At 36.4% G+C, this 20,141-nt stretch carries 15 protein-coding genes and 2 pseudogenes; 5 read left to right on the forward strand and 12 right to left on the reverse strand.

What is annotated here, in order from left to right:
* The first annotated feature begins 161 nt into the window (after positions 1–161).
* The 5 genes and pseudogenes from ASG01_RS15745 (at position 162) to ASG01_RS09865 (ending at position 6,231) form a co-directional block, all read left to right on the forward strand.
* Positions 162–886: pseudogene (locus tag ASG01_RS15745) on the forward strand (alpha/beta hydrolase).
* 138 nt (positions 887–1,024) lie between these two features.
* A complete protein-coding gene (locus ASG01_RS09850) occupies positions 1,025–1,444 on the forward strand; it encodes a DUF2251 domain-containing protein (protein WP_055863217.1) in 420 nt (139 codons plus the stop codon).
* Positions 1,445–2,767: 1,323 nt separating this feature from the next.
* On the forward strand, positions 2,768–3,949 hold the full coding sequence (locus ASG01_RS09855; protein ID WP_055863219.1) for a cation:proton antiporter: 1,182 nt from the start codon (positions 2,768–2,770) through the stop codon (positions 3,947–3,949).
* A gap of 352 nt (positions 3,950–4,301) precedes the next feature.
* On the forward strand, positions 4,302–5,141 hold the full coding sequence (locus ASG01_RS09860) for a tyrosine-type recombinase/integrase (protein WP_082498345.1): 840 nt from the start codon (positions 4,302–4,304) through the stop codon (positions 5,139–5,141).
* A complete protein-coding gene (locus ASG01_RS09865; RefSeq protein WP_055863223.1) occupies positions 5,125–6,231 on the forward strand; it encodes an IS91 family transposase in 1,107 nt (368 codons plus the stop codon). The genes ASG01_RS09860 and ASG01_RS09865 overlap by 17 nt, the downstream gene beginning before the upstream one ends.
* Before the next feature lie 351 nt (positions 6,232–6,582).
* On the opposite strand, the gene ASG01_RS09875 is transcribed toward ASG01_RS09865, so the two are convergent.
* The 12 genes and pseudogenes from ASG01_RS09875 to ASG01_RS09925 form a co-directional block, all read right to left on the reverse strand.
* Positions 6,583–6,876 carry a putative quinol monooxygenase gene (locus tag ASG01_RS09875; protein WP_039346170.1) on the reverse strand — a complete coding sequence of 98 codons (294 nt, stop codon included), beginning with the start codon at positions 6,874–6,876 and terminating at the stop codon, positions 6,583–6,585.
* Positions 6,877–6,975: 99 nt separating this feature from the next.
* Entirely contained in the window at positions 6,976–7,836 is an 861-nt protein-coding gene (locus tag ASG01_RS09880) for a helix-turn-helix domain-containing protein (protein WP_082498346.1), read from the reverse strand.
* Between the two features lie 660 nt (positions 7,837–8,496).
* On the reverse strand, positions 8,497–9,213 hold the full coding sequence (locus ASG01_RS09885; RefSeq protein WP_131725359.1) for a hypothetical protein: 717 nt from the start codon (positions 9,211–9,213) through the stop codon (positions 8,497–8,499).
* Between the two features lie 280 nt (positions 9,214–9,493).
* Positions 9,494–10,309, reverse strand: coding sequence for a GLPGLI family protein (locus tag ASG01_RS09890; RefSeq protein ID WP_055863230.1), 816 nt, complete (start codon positions 10,307–10,309; stop codon positions 9,494–9,496).
* A gap of 227 nt (positions 10,310–10,536) precedes the next feature.
* Positions 10,537–11,928 (reverse strand): MBL fold metallo-hydrolase, encoded by a 1,392-nt coding sequence (locus ASG01_RS09895; protein ID WP_055863232.1) that lies wholly within the window; start codon positions 11,926–11,928, stop codon positions 10,537–10,539.
* A gap of 393 nt (positions 11,929–12,321) precedes the next feature.
* Positions 12,322–12,804 (reverse strand): DUF6691 family protein, encoded by a 483-nt coding sequence (locus ASG01_RS09900; protein ID WP_055863234.1) that lies wholly within the window; start codon positions 12,802–12,804, stop codon positions 12,322–12,324.
* Positions 12,805–12,815: 11 nt separating this feature from the next.
* Positions 12,816–13,379: a YeeE/YedE family protein gene (locus ASG01_RS09905; protein WP_055863236.1), complete on the reverse strand. Its 564-nt coding sequence runs from the start codon at positions 13,377–13,379 to the stop codon at positions 12,816–12,818.
* Between the two features lie 157 nt (positions 13,380–13,536).
* On the reverse strand, positions 13,537–14,325 hold the full coding sequence (locus ASG01_RS09910; protein ID WP_055863238.1) for a sulfite exporter TauE/SafE family protein: 789 nt from the start codon (positions 14,323–14,325) through the stop codon (positions 13,537–13,539).
* 73 nt (positions 14,326–14,398) lie between these two features.
* Complete coding sequence (locus tag ASG01_RS09915) at positions 14,399–15,031, reverse strand: Crp/Fnr family transcriptional regulator (RefSeq protein ID WP_055863239.1); 633 nt, start codon at positions 15,029–15,031, stop codon at positions 14,399–14,401.
* 254 nt (positions 15,032–15,285) lie between these two features.
* A pseudogene (locus ASG01_RS15850) lies at positions 15,286–15,524 on the reverse strand (recombinase family protein); the annotation flags it as partial.
* Between the two features lie 154 nt (positions 15,525–15,678).
* Positions 15,679–15,945: a recombinase family protein gene (locus ASG01_RS15855; protein WP_117613437.1), complete on the reverse strand. Its 267-nt coding sequence runs from the start codon at positions 15,943–15,945 to the stop codon at positions 15,679–15,681.
* A 521-nt stretch (positions 15,946–16,466) separates the two neighbouring features.
* Positions 16,467–20,009 carry a T9SS type A sorting domain-containing protein gene (locus tag ASG01_RS09925; RefSeq protein WP_082498347.1) on the reverse strand — a complete coding sequence of 1,181 codons (3,543 nt, stop codon included), beginning with the start codon at positions 20,007–20,009 and terminating at the stop codon, positions 16,467–16,469.
* Between the last annotated feature and the right edge of the window lie 132 nt (positions 20,010–20,141).

Genomic DNA, 20,141 nt, shown 5'->3' on the forward strand with positions numbered 1-20,141 from the left:
AGTAAGTGAACTGCTGACCGTTGTGGAAACTGTTAAACTTAAAATGGAGATAACAAGAATAATGGATCTGGTAAAAGGGAATAAAATTCAGATTTCTGCTGCAAAGGGTTGATACGACGGGTATAGATATCCCGGTAGCAAACGGTAAAATACATCTTAGAATGTATACTCCTAGAAGCGGTAACGGACCTTTTCCTGTCATTGTATATTACCATGGTGGTGGATTTGTCATAGCTGATCTGGATGTCTACAATGCATCAGCTCAGGGTATCGCTGAACAAACTGGATCAATTATCGTTTCTGTCAGGCACCTGAACATAAATTTCCTACTGCGCACAATGATGCGTTTGCTGCATACGAATGCGTCGTAAAAAATGCAGCTTCATTTAAAGGCAATCCCTCTAAAATTACAGTAGTAGGCGAAAGTGCCGGTGGAAATCTTGCTGCCATTGTATCGATTATGGCACGTGACAAAAAAATCATGATGCCTTTATATCAGGTATTGGTATATCCCATTACACAATCTGATATGAATACTAAATCATATGTTGAATATGCAGCGGCAAAGCCACTCAACAAACCGGTGATGGAATGGTTAACCAAAAACTATTTAAACAATATGAGCGAAGCAAAAGATACAAGAATGTCACTGGTAAATGCCAATTTAAAAGATGTACCACCGACTATAATCATCACAGCTCAAATTGATCCCCTTAATCAGGATGGAATCATGCTTGCTGAAAAACTTTCTGATGCGGGAGTTAAAGTTGACAGTAAAAATTATGATGGCGTAACCCACGAATTTTTCGGAATGGCGATTATTGTACTTGAAGCAAAAGAAGCACAAGCCTATGCTGCTGAAAAGCTTAAAGCAGCATTGAAATAAATAAACCATAATTAAGCTTGTAATCTTGAACGGCGTTCGGGATTTTTTTATGACCATAAGCATAAATTCATACAGAAAAATAGTGGATATTTCGTATTGGAATTATTGCAAAGAAATTATTGTATTAAAACTGTCAACATGGAAAAAGAAAAATATATTATTCTTGATGCTGAAGATAATTTTTACAAAGGTGAAGAATTTTTTGTGCATAGTTCTCCTAAAGCTCCGATAACTGTTGTATTTGAAGACACCGGTGAATTGGGATGTTTTTATGCGGTCAATACAGATCTTGAAACTGAAATATTTGATGAAATTCTTATATATAAAATTCAAGAAGGTCAGATTTTTTCTAAAACCACTAAAATTCAAATTTATTGGACAGCAGATTATTTAAAATCGCTTCTTTATATTAATTATATCTGTGAAGCAGTATTGGATTTTCAAAACAACAGTATGTATGCAAGAAATCCAAGTTTGGATAAATTGTTAAATACGGCAGATTCTAAATTAAGAACCCTGAACGATCAGATATTAAATTCAATAATACAATTTCAGTAGTTAAATTCTAATATTGACATCATATTAAAATAATTGATAACTAACTTAATTAACTGTAAGGTATTTCTATTTTGATCAACTTAACTGACTTTTAAAGGAAATTAATTATTACATAAAAAACCCCGCTAATAGCGTGATAAGCATTATAAAAAATGATTTACAAATAATATTTAGAAGATTATAAAATCTATAATTTTAATGGGTGATTATTTTTCATCCATACAATTGCTTTTCTAAATATCCGTATATGTACATTATCGCAGTTAGCAACAGGTATCAGATAGGAAATAGTAGCTGAATCTTTGAAGTTACACTCCTGAAAATTGATAATAATTTCATTACGATAGATTAATAGTTGCTTCAAACAGATTGTCGAGGAATAAAGCATAGAGCTATTAAAATCCTCCATGTTGCAGTTATTTATAATTTCATAATCTTTTTCTCTCATAGTAATTTGCAGAAGCACTAAATTATAATTATTATTTATCTACCATATTCTCCAAATCTAATCTAAGAACTTATCTGTAATTTCACGTCTTTGCTTCGCAACAGTATTAGTGTTATGATCATATTTTTTTTTTCATTTTCTTTACCAAAACTTTGAATAGCATCTCGGATTATCACGATATCTAATCAGCGTTCTATATTAATAGATAATAGTATATGAAGTCATTTTGTTATTCTTTCTGCACTTTCAGCTTATATATAAAATTTGCTGAGAATCCTTGAATGTTAAGTTTGTTGAAGAAAATGATAAGATAAACTGATATTTAGTGTAACTCTTCTGAAAGTTTTCTTTTAACCGGGGAATGATAACTGAAACTTATAAGTTTGACCTCATTGTATTATATCAATTTCGAAATGGCAATAGATACTATTTATAGGTTTAAACTTTGTATCGGTAGTATTGAAGAGGAGTGTTCTTGGTTCGGCTTATTCTAGTATTTTATTATCAGAGGTCAGGTGGCATAATAATGACAAAATGAAATTAAAGAATCATTCCGACTTACACCAAAGGCTCACTCAATAGCGAAGTAGCTTGCTGGCTTGCAATTACTATTTTGTTATGATCCCAAGAAAGGAGTAGTTTTGAAAGGTAGTATTTGATTTCCCTAACGCATAATTGCCGGTACAACATTTAGGTTTAAAAAAAACTCTGGCTAATAATTTGATAATTTATCGCAATACTATTCATATTATCTTACAAATGAAATAAATCTAAAATTATTTTAAACGTGATTATAGCAATTATATGAGTTTTTTATCTACGGATCCGTATCTAATCATTTTTACAGTAATTGGAATTATTTCTTTTAGTATGGCTTGGATGCCACAAATTTCACAGAAATAGGAATTTCATATTCTATATTTTATGTTGCAGCAGGATTTCTACTTTATCTTTTAATTCCTGATCTACTGCCGAATCCGCTTCCACAAAAAAATGAAGGTTTAACGCTCCATCTTACACAACTGATTGTTATTGTATCTCTGATGGGTACTGGCATAAAAATCGACCGTGCATTTTCTCTAACAGCCTGGTCGTCTCCCTTGAAACTTGTAGGAATCACCATGCTTTTATGTATTGGCGCAGCAACGTTTCTGGGATATTATTTCCTGAGTTTAGGTCTTGCATCGGCAATATTGCTTGGTGCGGTTTTAGCTCCTACTGATCCCGTACTTGCAGCAGATGTGCAGGTTGGCCCTCCAAACGATCAGATGCAATCAGAAGCAAGATTCACTCTAACCTCTGAAGCTGGATTAAATGATGGGATAGCATTTCCGTTTACTTGGCTTGCTATTACCTGTGGTCTTATACTTTCCGGAAAAGAAATTAGTTTTTTTGGTTGGTTTGCCTTTGATGTACTCTACCGGATAGTAGCCGGTATATTAGTAGGATATATTTTTGGTAAGGGTGTCGGTATTTTGTTATTTAAAATAGCTAAAAAATATGAGACTTTAAAAACAAGAGACGGTCTTGTTGCTGTGGCAGCTACCTTGTCGGTTTATGGTATAACAGAGCTGATACATGGGTATGGTTTCATTGCTGTATTTATATGCGCGATTACACTAAGGCATTTTGAGAAAAGACACCAGTTTCATGATAAACTTCATGCCTTTACCGATCAAATTGAAAGGCTGCTGTTATGCTTGCTACTAATTGTTTTTGGTGGAGCTTTAGCTATGGGGATACTAAACCCGATTAACTGGAAAATAATTTTATTTTCAGCAATTTTTCTATTAATAGTAAGACCATTATTTGGATGGTTGGTATTGAATAATGGAAAGATAGGAAATAAAGATCGGCTTGCTATAGGATTTTTTGGCATCCGTGGAATGGGCTCAATATTCTATCTCGCATTTGGATTTAGTAAATTTAATTTTGACCATAAAGATACGCTATGGGCTATCGTTACCCTAACTATTCTTCTATCAATATTAATACATGGGGTAACTGCAAAATTTGTGATGGAAAAGCTTAATGAAAATGACAACGCAAATTCTTGACAAAAATTAATCGTTTTTTGAGACTTAATCCTACGTTTTGGGGCTTAGCCGAAGATGGGAATTTTAGCAAAAAAAGTTCAATAAAAAATCCTAATCTTAAACCATAAAGACCCTTGTTGAACTAAACCTCCGGTAGCTTTTCCCCTTCGCCATTTTATWAACTTTGGTAAGACAACAATAAAATCTTTAAAATGGCTACAAAAAAAAATCTCCGGAGGAGTTAAAGGTAAACAAAATTCTGAACCGCGCCTCGAGCGAAGTTAGTGGTTTTGCAGAACTGCTGCGACGCTTCGAAAGAAATATTTCSATCCTGGGCAGGAGCTCCAAAACGTTCGATAATTATTCCCGGCATGTGGCGGCCCTGGCGCTGCACTTTGGAACGTTACCCACCGAGCTGGATCCGGAACAGGTCAAAGATTATCTTTTTGAACTGCAGCAACGCTCCAAAACCCCTTCTCAGTCGTATTTTAAGCATACCGTTTACGGACTTCGGTTCCTGCTGAAAACCGAAGGTTTGCCTTATGGTTTTCTGCACCTTCCCACCATTGCTAAAGTAAAGAAACTTCCTGTAATCCTCAGTCGGGAAGAGATCTGGCGTATGCTTCAGGCCGCCGAACTTCTGAAACACAAAMTGCTCATCGGTTTGATTTACGGGTGCGGCCTCAGGTGCATGGAAGTTCGGAGTATCGAACTCCGGCACCTGGATTTTGACCGAAAGATGCTTCACATTGTACAGGCAAAAGGTGGCAAGGACCGGTATGTGCCWTTATCGGAACATTTGATCCGGGGACTGAAAACTTTTATTAAAGTTGAAAATCCGGATCAGTATTTATTCAATGGAAATCAAAACAGAAATATTGAAGAGATTGATTTAAAAACAGATCAAAGCGCTTTRCAAAAACCTGATTTTGATTCCCGCCACAGTCAGCGCGGTGTGCAGTGGGTGATTAAAACCATCTCTAAAAAAGCCGGCATCACCAAAGAGGTGCATACCCACACGCTACGCCACAGTTATGCGACTCATCTGCTGGAAGACGGTGTGTCGATCATTATGGTTCAAAAACTTTTGGGTCATGAAAGAATCGAATCGACCATGGAATATCTTCATGTCTGCCAGCTCGAACATAAAACCGCTCACAGTCCTTTGGACACAGTATTCACTTTATGCAGCAGGAATGCAGGCCCGAAGTAATGACGGAAGTGTAGCAGAAGTTCTTCGCAAAATCAATTTATCGACCCATAACTTTACAGCTCATCAGGAAAAGACGCTGCGGGCTTTGTCCAACTGCCGAACGGCCGCCTTGGGCGGCCATGTGGATGCGTGTGACGGTTGCAGAAACCTTGTCATCAGCTACAACTCCTGCAGAAACCGCCACTGTCCCCAATGCCAGGGTCATAAGCGGGAAGAATGGATCCAGAAACGCGAGCAGGAATTATTGCCGTGCAGTTATTACCACGTGGTTTTCACCTTGCCTGAAGAACTCAATGGTTTGGCGATCTCTCAACCGGCATTATTGTATAAAACCTTATTTGATGCAACTTGGGCAACTTTAAATCAGTTCGGTAAAATAGAACAGATTGGGCTCGGAATGATTGCGATTTTGCATACTTGGGGACAAAATCTGAGCCTTCATCCGCATCTGCACTGCATTGTTCCGGGCGGTGGAATTGATCAAAATGGTAAATGGAAAAAGAAAGTAAGAACCGATAAATATCTCTTCTGTGTAAAAGCGCTTAGCAAAATTTTTCGGGCAAAGTTTGTGGGTTTATTAAGAGCTTCCGGAATTAAAGACCAGGATTTAATGGATCAACTCTTCACCAAAAACTGGGTGGTTTATGCCAAAAGACCATTTGGCGGCCCGAAACAGGTGATCGAGTACTTGGGGAGATACACTCACAAAGTCGCCATCAGCAATCACCGCATAAAAGAAGTGACGGATCAGCAGGTCCGTTTTGAGTACAAGGATTACCGCAAAGGCGGCGAAAAAAAGGAAATGACTCTTGCAAACACGGAGTTTGTCCGGAGGTTTTCGATGCATATTTTACCGAAAAGATTTGTAAGGATCCGGCATTACGGCATCCTGAGCAGCAGCTGGAAGCGTGGGAAACTGCAGTATTTACAGGCAGATTTAAACATCCGGACTCCSGAAGCAAAACCCAAAACTTTGCTCAATAAATGCCGGTGCTGCAAGCAAGGGAATTTAGTCACCATTGCCCTTTTCGGCCAGCGCGGTCCGCCGCAGGAATATCTTTTCGTTATCCAACCATTGTCTGCAAAATAACCTTTGCCGGTAAGGGAAATCATGTTCTGCAGCGAAGAAAAACCGCAGAAACTACTCCCAAAGGCTACCAAAATGCCACAAAAAAAAGCAGTCATTCCAAAAAACTGCTTTGTTACCCTAAATCCTAMAATCGMAAACTCCATAGACGGCCAAAAAGCTCCCGGAGCTTCCGTTCAACGGGCTTTCATCTCGTGTCCTGCGGACAAGACGAAAGCTTAGTTATTGTGTGCTGGGTTTCTTCGTCAGTCTAAGCTTAATTTATTATGAAGCTGTTTTGTAAACAAAGGCAACCTGTCCAAATTCATTTACAGAACTTTGACAGGCTGCCATTTTATAATAATTGTGGTATGYTTATTTAGCCGCTAAAACGTCCAATTTCTCAATAGATGGTGCAGTAGCCAACAATTCAGGTGCATTTTCCATTAACGCCTTTGCAATCTTACCACCAAGATGTGCTTCTCTSCCTTCTTCATCTGAAAAAGTGTCAAAAATGCCAAATGTAGAAGCGTCAATACGGAACGCATACCACGTAACAGTACCTGCTTCTTCATTAGCGAGTGGCAATGCACTTGTGATAAAGGCTTCAACATCTTTTTCTTTTCCTGCTTTAGCTTCTAGTCGAACTAATAATCCTAATTTTTTCATGTCTTTTTATTTTTAAATTAAACCAATTTTGTTTTAACAAATGTAGCACCTTTAAACTTGTGTGCTTTTTTATTTAGTTCAAAAACTTATGAAAAAAGGTCAAGTTTTCATCATGTTTTTTGGACTGTAACCAAATTCGTTTTTAAAGGCTGTGCTAAAATTTGATAAGCTGTCATAACCAAAGTCCATATAGATTTCTGATGGGGTTGCTTCATTATTAAGCAATAATTTTTTGGCTTTGTTGAGTCGTTTTAGTTGAAACCATTTTCCYGGAGACTCTTGATATAATTGTAAAAATTTCCGCTTAAAAGTAGACAGRCTCATATTACATAGAAAAGCGACCTCGTCAATATTCAAACTCGTGTACAGATTTTTTTCAATGACCATTTTAAAAGAAAATTCTCTTTCATTGATTAATAATGAATGTAGATAAACAAAAAAACTTTGCCCATACTTATCAGCCAGATACAGCATAATTTCTTCAAATTTCAATTCCAGAATCTTTTGAGAGATTGTTTGATTCAAACCATAAATTTGTTGAATAGAATTAATAAAATGGATAATAAAATTGTCTTTTTCCATAAGGAAATAGGGACTACTGGCCGCTGATTTATTTAAGTCATTTGGGTTAAATAAATGCCCATATTTCAATAAAAAATCATTAATGTTTTTTTGAGAAAAGAAAAAGAGTAGGCAACTATAACTATTTGCCCCTACAATTTCTGTTGTTAAAAAATTCCCCGATGCAAGAAGCAAGGATTGTGTATYATCGATCGAAACGATGTCATTAGAAAAGTGAATGTCCTTTTGTCCGTCCAACAAAAAACTGAATACATTTTTGTTTAGGTTAATCTTATTTTTGGAAACAAGTTTATACGCCTCGTAGTTAGCAATTTGCAGGTCTGAAGTGTCCGTGTAGTTATTTTCAAATAAATCTTCTGGCAAATTTGTAATGTCCATGATAGTGTTGTTTTAAAAAACATCTTGGCATTGTAAATATATTAAAATTCTATTTCAATAATTGTTTGCTCAAGTTTGGATGAATAGGTCGTTTACCTTTGCACACAACGGGCCGCGTATTGGCGATAGTGGCGGATTAGAAAGCCTATACTTTCAATTTTGCATTAAGCTAAGCAACAGCCTTTTATTATTTTCTAAATTTATGAAAAAAGGAAATATAAAAGGCTGTTGCGACTAAAAAAGGAGCTTTCAACATCTTACTTACCCGCCATTTCGCCAATACGATGTTGAACTAAACCTCCGGTAGCTTTTCCCCTTCGCCATTTTATTAACTTTACTTCCAATTTTAGATGCTTTCATAATCTCCTCCACCGGNCCAATACGATGTTGAACTAAACCTCCGGTAGCTTTTCCCCTTCGCCATTTTATTAACTTTACTTCCAATTTTAGATGCTTTCATAATCTCCTCCACCGAAAGCTTTTTGCTTTCATATGATCGTTTTGTGAGACTTAGTATTATTTATTAAAATTTCGTTTATTGCAGAAGGCTGGAATTTTTAGAAGTAAAGCGCAAGCGAAGAACGAAAGTTATGCTTTGCACAAATGCCCATTCTACGCCGTTCAACTTGGATTTTGAAAATATCTTAATGCGTGCAGTTTTTATTTACTTGGAGGTGGAGGTCCAACTTTTGCTGCTGATTTATAGCCAGATAATTGTTCTGGTGTTCCTATAATCTTGACATCATCATCAATATATAGTATATTCATTTTAAGATTTTGATTTTTCGTTATATCAAGTGTTTTTATGTTATTGTCGTCAATAGTAATTTGTATCAAGTCGAGATTATTAGATAAGTCAAGACTTTCTAATTTATTATTATCAATAGTCAAATATTTTAATTTTTTAAATTGACTTAAGTCAATTTTTTTTATTTGATTATCCATCATATTTAAAGATAAAATATTAGGACAGTTTTTAATTTTAACTGTTGTTAATTGATTTAAACCACAACCGAATTCATTTAATAATGGTAGATTATTAATTTCAAGTTTATTCAACTTATTTCTTGCGATATATAATTTCTCTAATTTAAAAAAATCCTTAATTATAAATTCTTCAATATTGTTGATTGTAAGTGATAAATAGGTCAGATTTCTGAAATACCGTACGTCATTTGCATTTGTTAAGTTTGTTTCCATTAAACTTAGTTTTTCCAGACTTTCAGCTTCATTTTGTTCAATACGATTGTTTTTGTTTAAGTCAATTTCAGGATATTTTGCTAATACTATTTTTTCAAATTCTGAATTCTCAAATTTCAAACTTTGAGCGGAACATATCGCTGTAACAAGTAAAAAAACGATCGATATAATTTTCATAAGTATTAATTATGGATAGTATTGTTTGAAATTTCAGGCATTATTCAAATTTACGAAATTTTACAAATCATTTTCTCATCGTTTTTTGAGATTATATTAGTTATAAAATTTAAATAACTAATGTGCCGTGCTGATAACCACTGAGAAAAAAGGTCGAGTTTACCCGTAGATTTGCGTTTCAATAGCAACGCAAGCGATCACGTAATTTCATGACATCATTAAAAGCAAAATTCTTCAGAAATGCCTGAAGGGTTTTATTTGTAATTGATGAAGTTAACATTTATTTCAACAGATTCAGCTCAATCAAATTATTGTCTTTAGCCAGTTTTGCCATTATTTGCTGATTGATTTCCCTGATGACTTCTGCTGATGTACGCATTGTTCCGTCAGCATTTGACTGGTCGGGAATCTGTCCTACCAAATCGGCAGTTGGATTGGCGCGGTAACTTCTAAATTTCTTAACGAACTGAATGTAATTTAATTCAATAATTTTGTATTGGCCAAGGTCGGGATAGAGAAATTCGTCCTGATTGGATCGGATGCCTTTCAGTTCCCAACTATGACTTTTCGTTGCATCTTCTATTTTCAAAATCAGACCAGGCAAACCTTTGAATTTATAAGGACCATCCTGAATGGGAATATCTTTGGTAAACCATGCCGTCCATTTTCTATCGCCAAATTCGGTAGTCGCTTTCTGAACATTGTAATTCAGGATTTTGGAAAACTCCTTGGTGAGTTTCCACTTCAATTCTACATCTTGCTTCACTTTATATTTGTCCCAAACGAGAAAAGATGTGTGCGTCAGTTGACTGGATTGCGGATATTTAGTCACCCATTCATTGACTGATTCAACATTTGCGGGCATAGAATTGATGCCCTTTTTAAAATCTGCCGCCTGAGCAGAATCTGAAGCGTACCGTACGGCACTGTAATATTCGGAGCGGTCTTTCAGGACATTAAGAATCATTATTTCTGATTTGACGTCAGYTTTTTTCGTGGAGTCAGGAATGAATTTGTATTCGTAAAGAAATTGTTTATTTTGTCCAAAAGTCACAAATGAAATCAGGAATAAAAGTAAAGTCTGTGTAAGCTTCATTATTATTAGGTTTGGAACAATTTAATAGCTTACACAATATTTCCATCTAAGAGAAAGTTATACAACTTATAGTTTTTTGAGACTTAATCTAACGTTTTAGCACTTGGCGAAGAAGCGGATTTCAAGACATTAATTGTCTGTTAGTACTGAACTTGAAACGAAGCACAAAGCTTCACTTAAGAAAAGAACCCGCTTTTTTGCCAAATAACAATGATAGTAAATCCATTTTATTTCTTAACAGGATTAGCGTTTTCCGTCCATTCCTTCATTCCGCCTGAAAAATTTTTCACATTCACAAATCCATTTTTTTTCAGCAGTGAATATGCAATAGTAGCTCTATCACCGCTTTGGCAATGAATGACCACCGGCTTACTACTGGATATCTCGTTAAGATGATCTTCCAATGTTCCTACAAAAACATTTTCGGCATTTTCGATGTGTGCTTCGTCATATTCGGTTTTATTTCTTACATCAACCACCTGAATATCATCTCTGTTAAGATAAGATTTGAATTCTTCAATATCAATAACATCGGCAGTCTGTAATTCTAAGTCTAAATTTTTCACGTCATCAATGTAGCCCATCATCTGATCCATCCCGATTCTCATCAGTTTTCTGGTAAGATCCTCCATTTGTTCTTCCTGCGCAACTAAAATAAACGGCTCGGAATAATTGACAATCCATCCCATCCAGGTGGAAAACGAATTATTACCTTGAATATTGATGCTGTTTGGTATAAAACCAGCGGCAAAATCTACTTTATTTCTTGTGTCTATAATTTTAACACCGCTTTGGTAGGCTTTCAAAAATTCTTCTTTGGAAAGTTTCGGATGTTTTGGAACTTCTGTCAATAAAGGTCTTTCCACTTTGTTAAGTTTCTTCATCATTGCGAAGTATTTTGGAGGTTCCGGCTGTCCTTCCAAAAGATATTCTACAAAACCATCCTCGTCTTCTTCATACTGAAAAGCCCAGTTTCTGATTTTTTCATAACCCACCGTTGAACTCGGAACTGCGCCCAAAGCTTTTCCACAAGCCGAACCTGCACCGTGTCCCGGCCAAACCTGAATAAACTCCGGCAACTTGCTGAAATCCTGAACAGATTGAAACATTTCTTTCGCTCCTTTTTCCTGAGTTCCTGTAATTCCTGCCGCTTTTTCCAAAAGGTCGGGTCTTCCTATATCTCCCACGAAAACGAAATCTCCCGTGAAAATCATAACGGGCTCGTCCGTTGCAGGATGATCGGTCAATAAAAAACTGATGCTTTCCGGCGTATGTCCGGGTGTGTGAATCACTTTTAAAGTTAAATTTCCAAATTTAATGGTATCTCCATTCGTTAATCCGATATGTGGAAACTGATATTGCCAATCTTCACCACCTTCATCCGAAAGATACATTTTTGCTCCTGTAACTTCTGCCAGTTCTCTTGAACCCGATAAGAAATCGGCATGAATGTGGGTTTCTGCAACATGCGTGATCGTTAGATTGTTTTCATTGGCAACCTGCAGATAGATATCAATATCTCTTTTGGCGTCTATTATGATGGCTTCGCCCTTCGCCTGACAACCGATTAAATAACTGGCCTGCGCAAGGCTCTTATCGTAAATATGCTGAAAAAACATCCATTAATTTTTAAAGGTTAAACTTTTAATTTTTATAGTACAAATTTCAGTGTTTGTAAATTGCCATACCGCTACTTTTGTTACATAAGTTATTTTTTTTTAATCTATATGTCGTCACTCTATTAAGATAACTATAATTGTTTCTGATAGATCGTTGCCTGATCGGTATCCTCTATATTAGTTTTTAATGTACAGATTAGTGAACGAATGCTGCCCTATTACCTTATACATCAGGTTTGAACTATTTGTCTGAAAATAATTTGATGAGTTGATAATAAATCAAGAAATACAGATCATCAACAGTGATAAACAAGACACATCCCTGAAAAAAAAAGAGACTGCATCCAAGCTGAATCAGTCTCTCTAAGAATTAGATTTTTAATGAAAATTATATTAGTGGGGTAATTTATCCCTCAAATATCCATAGACCCAGGTTCCTAAAATAGCACTGATTAAAGTAACGACAACTGCCAATGCTCCCGTTCCGATCTGTGCAAAAAGGGGTCCCGGGCAAGCCCCTGTAATCGCCCATCCAAAACCGAAAATCAATCCGCCATAGATCTGCCCTTTGTTAAATTTCTTCGGTGCAATTGAAATCTTTTCCCCATAAATTGTTTTGATGTTGAATTTCTTAATAATAAACACTGAAATCATTCCAGTAAGAACTGCACTACCGATTACGCCGTACATAAAAAACGACTGCAGACGGAACATCTCCTGAATCCTGAACCAACTGATGATCTCTGCTTTTACAAAAACAATTCCGAATGCTATTCCCACAAAAAGGTATTTCAGATTGTAATACCATTTTTGAGTCAAATAGCTTTGTTTCGCGCCAACGCTGTCCTGCAGACTTACATCTTTTTCTTTTGTCATCTTATTTCAAATTAAAGTGAAAGAATAATCGGCAAAATCACATTCGCCATTAAAAAACCTCCTGCCATAAAACAAATAGTTGCAATGAGTGATGGCAACTGTAAATTTGACAATCCCATAATAGCATGTCCACTGGTGCAACCACCCGCATAGCGTGTTCCGAAACCTACCAGAAATCCACCGACTACCATTGTGATGAAACCTTTCAAAGTTAACAGACTGGCAAAATTTATTAACTGAACTGGAACGAGATTGCTGTAATCGGTAATTCCATAAGTTGCTAACTCAACCTTTAAGTTGGGATTGACAGAGATTTCTCCCGGATTCATCAGCCACTGGGAAGCAATGATTCCACCTAGTACAATTCCGAAGACGAAAAATAAATTCCAGAGTTCTTTTTTCCAGTCGTATTTGAAAAAATTAATGTTGGCAGGAATACACGCTGCGCAAATATGCCTTAAAGAGGAACTGATTCCAAAAGATTTGTTGCCCAGTATCAGCAAAGCCGGAACTGTAAGCCCTATTAACGGACCCGCTATATACCACGGCCAGGGTTGTTTTATAACTTCTATCATTGTACTTAATTAATTTATTTCAAAATTATATCTTTAGGATTAAGGTTACTTTTGTTACAGAAGAATTATTATTTCTGTTTCGCTTTATTGCAAAAAAATAACGAAGATGGATGTATTAATTCTTTGCCAAAATTATACTGCAAAAGTCGCTTAACAGTTACAAGAAAATTTCTCTTACGATGATGAAAATCCCCATTGTTAGAATGAACCAGCCGAAAGCAGGTTTGAGTTTTCCACCGTCTATTTTTTTTGACAATTGTGCCCCTATGATGATCCCTAATATAGAGATGGATGAGACTGATACAAGGAGTTTCCAGTTGATGGAGACAGTATGCATTGAAGTAAAAAAACCGATAAGGGAATTGAGGGAAATAATGACGAGAGAGGTACCAATGGCCACCTTCATTGGGATTTTTAGGAGATTGACGAGTGCTGGAATAATCATAAAGCCTCCACCCGCACCGACCAAACCAGTCAACATCCCAACTGCAGAACCTTCTCCCAATATTAAAAGAGTGCTGTTTTTATCGGAATGAATGGTTTGTCTTGCTTGCCTTTTTTGAATCATTTTATAGGAGGCAAGGATCATTAATACTGCAAAGATCAAAAGTAATAAAATATCTTTGGTCACCACTAAAGTACTGATTGTAAAAACCTTACTTGGAATCAGTGGCAAAATAAAATTTCTGGTTAAAAAAATAGAAATTATTGACGGAACGCCAAAAACCAAAGCCGTTTTTATGTTGACCAGCCCTTTTTTAAAATAGGAAACTGAACCGACCACACTGCTAATTCCAACTATGAAAAGTGAATATTCTGTGGCTACGAAGGCATCTATACCAAAGAGGTATACTAAGACGGGCACAGTAAGAATACTTCCTCCTCCTCCTATCAGCCCTAAGGAAATACCAATAAATATTGCGGCAACGTATCCGAAAATTTCCATCTCTTCACTTTTATATGACAAAAATGAATATTTCCTGTTTACTGCACCGCTACTTTTGTTACACAAGAAAATTTTAGTTCAGATCTGAAACAATAATTTTGTTTCTTCCCAATTTCACTTTTTCGGAATCTTCCAATTGCTTAAGAAGTCGGGAAACAACAACTCTTGCTGTTCCAAGTTCATTCGCAAGCTGCTCGTGAGTAACGACTATAATATTTGAATTTGCTATTTCTGTTTTTTTAGTAAGAAGATTTAGTAGTCGTTCATCTACCTTTTTAAAAGCTATAGCATTAATAATATCCAGTAATTCTTCAAAGCGTTTGTGATATAGTCTGAAAATATAGTCCAGCCATTCCGGATATTCTTTGATAAAGAGCGACACCTTTTCTACAGGTAAGAAAAGTATCTCGGAATCTTCTTCAACTTCTGCCTTTACAATACTCTTTTCGTTATGCATTCCACCAAGAAAAGACATAATGCAGCTTTCACCTGCTTTAATATAGTATAATAATATTTCTCTTCCATCTTCTTCCGTTCGTATTACTTTCAACAATCCCTTCATTACAATTGGTATAGATCGGATCGAAGCATTTTCATCTAAAATGATTTCACCTTCCCTGTAGGTTTTTATATTACCATTTTGGTAAAGCTTATCAAGTAATTCCTGTGAAGAAATGACATCGGAAGAAAATGCAGTATGTTCCATTGCAAAAATATTTCATCTAATATAATGTAATTCTTCTGAATGTAAACCGTCAATATGTAACCTAGAACATTTTATCTCGTTGCAAATTGCTAATCGATAAAAAATCTATTATTTTTTAATTCCCATCATTTTTATTTCCTCATCCGTATTATTGTCAAGAATTTTAGCATATCTGTAAAATGTTGCCCTAGTCAAACCTAAAGGCTTGTAGATATCTTCCGGACGTAGTGTTAAATCTTTATAAATTGAACGTNTCAAGAATTTTAGCATATCTGTAAAATGTTGCCCTAGTCAAACCTAAAGGCTTGTAGATATCTTCCGGACGTAGTGTTAAATCTTTATAAATTGAACGTAGAAGTAATAATTTTGAAATTGTTTCTGAAGTGTAGCCCTTTGGTCTTCCTCCTAGTCTACCTCTTGCTCTCGCAGATTGTAGTCCTGCGTTRGTTCTTTCTCTAATTAACTCTCTTTCATATTCAGCTAAAGAAGCCATGAGATTCAAAAATAGTCGTCCATTAATAGTTGAAGTATCTACTCCATCCACAAGACCTTTTATTATAATTCCTTTATCACTCAAACTTAAAACAAGATCAATAATATTTTTTAGACTTCTACCTAACCGGTCAAGTCGCCAAACATAAAGTTCGTCACCGTATTATAATTCCTTTATCACTCAAACTTAAAACAAGATCAATAATATTTTTTAGACTTCTACCTAACCGGTCAAGTCGCCAAACATAAAGTTCGTCACCTTCCCTAAACTGTTCAATCATCTTGTCAAGCTCAGGACGATTTTTTTTTGCACCTGAAATTTTCTCCTGATAAATTTTCTCACAACCTGCTTTTTCTAAAGCTTCAATTTGCAGATCTAAATTTTGGTCTTTGGTTGAAACTCGGGCATATCCTATTTTCATATTCTGTTATATTAAACTCACTGCATGCAAATTTATGACACTTTGTTTTGTGATACGGGATTTTGAGAAAATTATTCGAAATAATAGCATTCAAGAATCTACATTTTTCAAAATCTCAATAAACTACCGTTTTCAATCACATATATGAACGTAAATTTAATTCACAAATATTTCGTGATATTGAATTTTCGAACCACTTAGGTTCAAAACCGATAAATTTAGTTCACATTTTCGTTAGCAAAAACAATTAGTTTTGGTGTTATTTTAACTAAATATACTGTGAAAAAATACTGATGCAAAACTACTACCTATTTAGTAAAAATATAAGTACTTCTACAGTCCAAAAAAAAGCTTACTTAATAATAAGCGATATATATTGTTTCCTGTAAAGTCCTTTATACAAAGCAATTTCAGAACTTATCCTTATTTTGCAGAATCATTTTCCTGCCGTCTCCATCGATGTTGATCACAAAAAAACCGCCTCAAAGATGAGGCGGTAGTTTACATAAAAAGTTTTCTTTTTATTTTTTAATCACTTTAACGGACTGTTTAGTACCGTCATTCATATTCATTACTACGATATACATTCCTGAGCTTAATTCAGAAAGCTGAAGTGTAGCAGAAGGTTTATCGAAAGTTCTTACTACTCTGCCAGCAATATCAACAATTGAAATTGTTTTTACATTTTTAATATCAGAGATATTTAAAACATCAGAGAATGGGTTTGGATATAATGTAATCTTCTCTTTTTTATCTGACTCTTGAGTACTTAGTGATCCGCAAGACTGAATTACAGAAATGGAGAAATCTCCCATCTGAGCTGCAGAATAACTTGTTAAAAGAACATAATATGTAGTACCTGCCACACCTGTGAAAGTTAAGGTAGAGGCATTATTTAAGGTTGACGTACAGCCAGCGTCTGCGTAACCAACGCCTAACGTATTTGCAAAGCATGTTAACGCCGCACATGAACCTGTATATACTCTAAGATACGTATCAAATTTAGACCCACATGCATCAATTGTAATTGCTCCATTCTGTGTCGCCGTAACTGAGTACCATACCCCTTTGTAACTAGCGGTGGTTGTAGTTCCTCCACATGTTGAGGAAGGCAATGTTTCGTCCTGAGCAAGTGCGTTGTTACCCTGCACTGTGCCATTACAAGTGATAGCCGTTGCAGTAGCACATGTATCGTTAACAACTGCCGCTGGTGTTGTCACACAAATCTGAAAATTAGAAGTTGTGGAAGCTGTTGCTGTAGATGAGTAGACTCTAACATAATATGTCTGTCCAACTGTTAAAGTTGAAAGTAAGATGTTTGAATTCCCGTACGCTCCTGCATAACACGCCACTGCAGATAAACTTCCGCAAGCACCGGAATACACCTGTGTTGTGGTTGCATTATCAGAATATAAAGTCGTTACCAAATGATTGGCAGACGTCGCTACAAATGAATACCATACATCATCATTAATGCCTGTAGCAGAACACGTAGGCACCGTCCCTGTACTTTGGGTAGCACTTACTGTAGAACCACTAACCAATGCCGTACATACAGCAGTACTACTTACAGTGAGACTGACAGCCCCTGAACAATCATCATTTGCTGGCGGAGGCGGAGGCGTACCAATGCAAATATTAAAGTTATTCGCGTATAAAGCCGTACCATTGGCGTTTGAATTATATACCCTAACATAATAGGTATTCCCAACCGTTAATCCAGTAATAGGTGTATTTACTGAAGTTCCACATGCAGTATTCGTCAGTGTTCCGCATGTTCCACTAAATACCTGAGTGTACAAAGATGAAGATGTTGCTGAACCAACCGATGTAACATTTGACAAAATGACCTGGTGTGATACACTAGTAGCTACAAATTTATACCAAACATCATCATCTGCAGTACCTGTACACGGGGTAACTGCTGTATTTGAATTGGTAGCAGATAAAGTAGTTCCTACAATAGGATTGGTACATGTAAGACTTGCTGAAGGAATGATCGCTACCGCAGCTGCACATTCGTCATTAGATGGTGCAGCCGGCAATGTTCCGATGCAGATATCAAAAGTGTTTGCGTATGTAGCTGTTCCTATATTAGATTCAGAATTATAAACACGAACAAAATATGTTTGTCCGGCCGTCAATCCACTTAAATTTGTAAAAGAAGCCGTCGATGTGATACACGTTGTACTTACTAAATTACCACAAGTTCCGCTGAAGACCTGAGCATATAACGAAGTAGAAGATGTCGATCCTGCCGTTACAATATTTTTGAGAGCTAACGTGTGTGATGTGGTCGTTGCTATAAATTTATACCAAACATCATCATCCGGTGTTCCGGTACATGCACCCACAGATATTCCTGAAGGAGATGCACCAACAGTAGTACCTGATGTTACAGCTCCACAATTGTTATCTGCGTTTACCGTTAAAGTTGTCGCAGCAGAACACTCGTCATTTGATGGTGCCGCAGGTGCAGTACTCACGCAAATATTAAAGCTCGCAAAAGCATTTGGAGTAGATGAATATGTATAGACTCTCACATAGTAAGTTTGCCCCACAGTCAGTCCATACGCTGTATTAGAATTATCATCTGAGCACAGTACACTTGTCATTGTTCCGCAGCTTCCAGACAAAACCTGAAAGTACATATCTGTTGTAGAGGTACTACCTGTAGACACTACATTTGAGATTGTAATGTAATGATTTGAAGATGTCGCAGTAAATTTATACCAAACATCGTCATTTGGTGTACCAAAACAAGGTGTAGCAGCCATCGACTGTGTTGCACCAAGCGTGTTACCAGGAGTCGTTGCTGTACATGCAGCTGCCGGATTTACGGTAAGCGTAACCGCATTGGAGCATTCGTCATTAGCAGGCGCCGCCACAGTAGTGGTAAAACTTCTTTCTGTACATCCTGTCGAAACTACAGTTCCATTGTAGGCTGTGATTGTATAATAATACGTTGTAGAAGGATTAAGCTGCTGGGCCGCCGTCAATGTATACGTTGTAATATTACCAACATCAAAATTATTTAAGATATTAACAGAGCCAGCTGAAGTCCCGATACTTAATCGATATCCTTGTGCACCACTTACAGCGCCCCATGTAAATGTCGTTCTCAATGGCATATTCGCTTGCGCAGCAGTAGGTGCACTTACGGATGGACATGTAAGAGTGGCAGAAGTTGTAAAGGTACGTTCTGAACATCCAGAAGAGACACCAGCAGCGTTGGAAGCATAAACAGTATAGTAATATTGAGTATTGAAATTCAATGACGAATTTAAAGTGTAAGATGTTGCGATACCAACATCCTGCATATTGAGTATGTTCGTACCACCAGCAGTAGTACCAACACTTATTTTATAGGAAGAAGCAAAGTTCGATGCCGCCCAAGAAATCGTAGGCACCACAGAAACTCCGGTTGCTGCCGCTGCAGGTGTTGAAACTACCGGACATGCAGGTATTGATGCGGGAGTCAATCCTATTAATGTCGCTGCAGATTTTGTCGTAGTTCTTGTGCCCACTGTTGGACTAGCAGGATCCGGATTTACAGTGTCACTACGAAGATATATACAGCTGTTTGAAGGTCCGGTAAAAGTATAGAACCTATTACTTGATGCTGTGAAGTCTGGGGTATTCTCGTCAACAGCGATAACAAGGTTATCAACGTTATTGTATGCAAAAGGGGACGCGAAAGTTACCGTCACTTCACCATTTACTACATTTACAATACCCGAAAAAACCTGTGTCATCGCGCTTAGCGGAATCCAATCGGATGTATCTGAAAAACTCGTTTTTGAGGTCAGACCTGCGTAAACGACCCAGTCATTAGACTTACTTATATCTGCATTGGCAGGCAAGTAAAATTTTATCCCAGTAATACTGCCTGCAGCAGAAGCATTTATTTCACTTTTAGTGAAAATCTGCTGAGTATAATTAAACCCATAATTTACATCAACTGGAGAAATACCCCCTTGCGCACTTCCGGTACCAAGGGTAACCTGCGCATTCAGTATCGTGGCCATCAGAAAAAAGAGACACGATAATAGATTTTTTTTCATAATTAAAATATTAAAATTCAGCAGTAATATTACTAAATTTCAATATTAAAATTATCAAATTCTTAAGAATTATTAAATACACTTGACTAATTCATAATATAAGGTATTATTGAAAGCAAAAATTATATAGAA

It is taken from the genome of Chryseobacterium sp. Leaf180 (genome assembly GCF_001424585.1).
GTDB lineage: Bacteria > Bacteroidota > Bacteroidia > Flavobacteriales > Weeksellaceae > Chryseobacterium.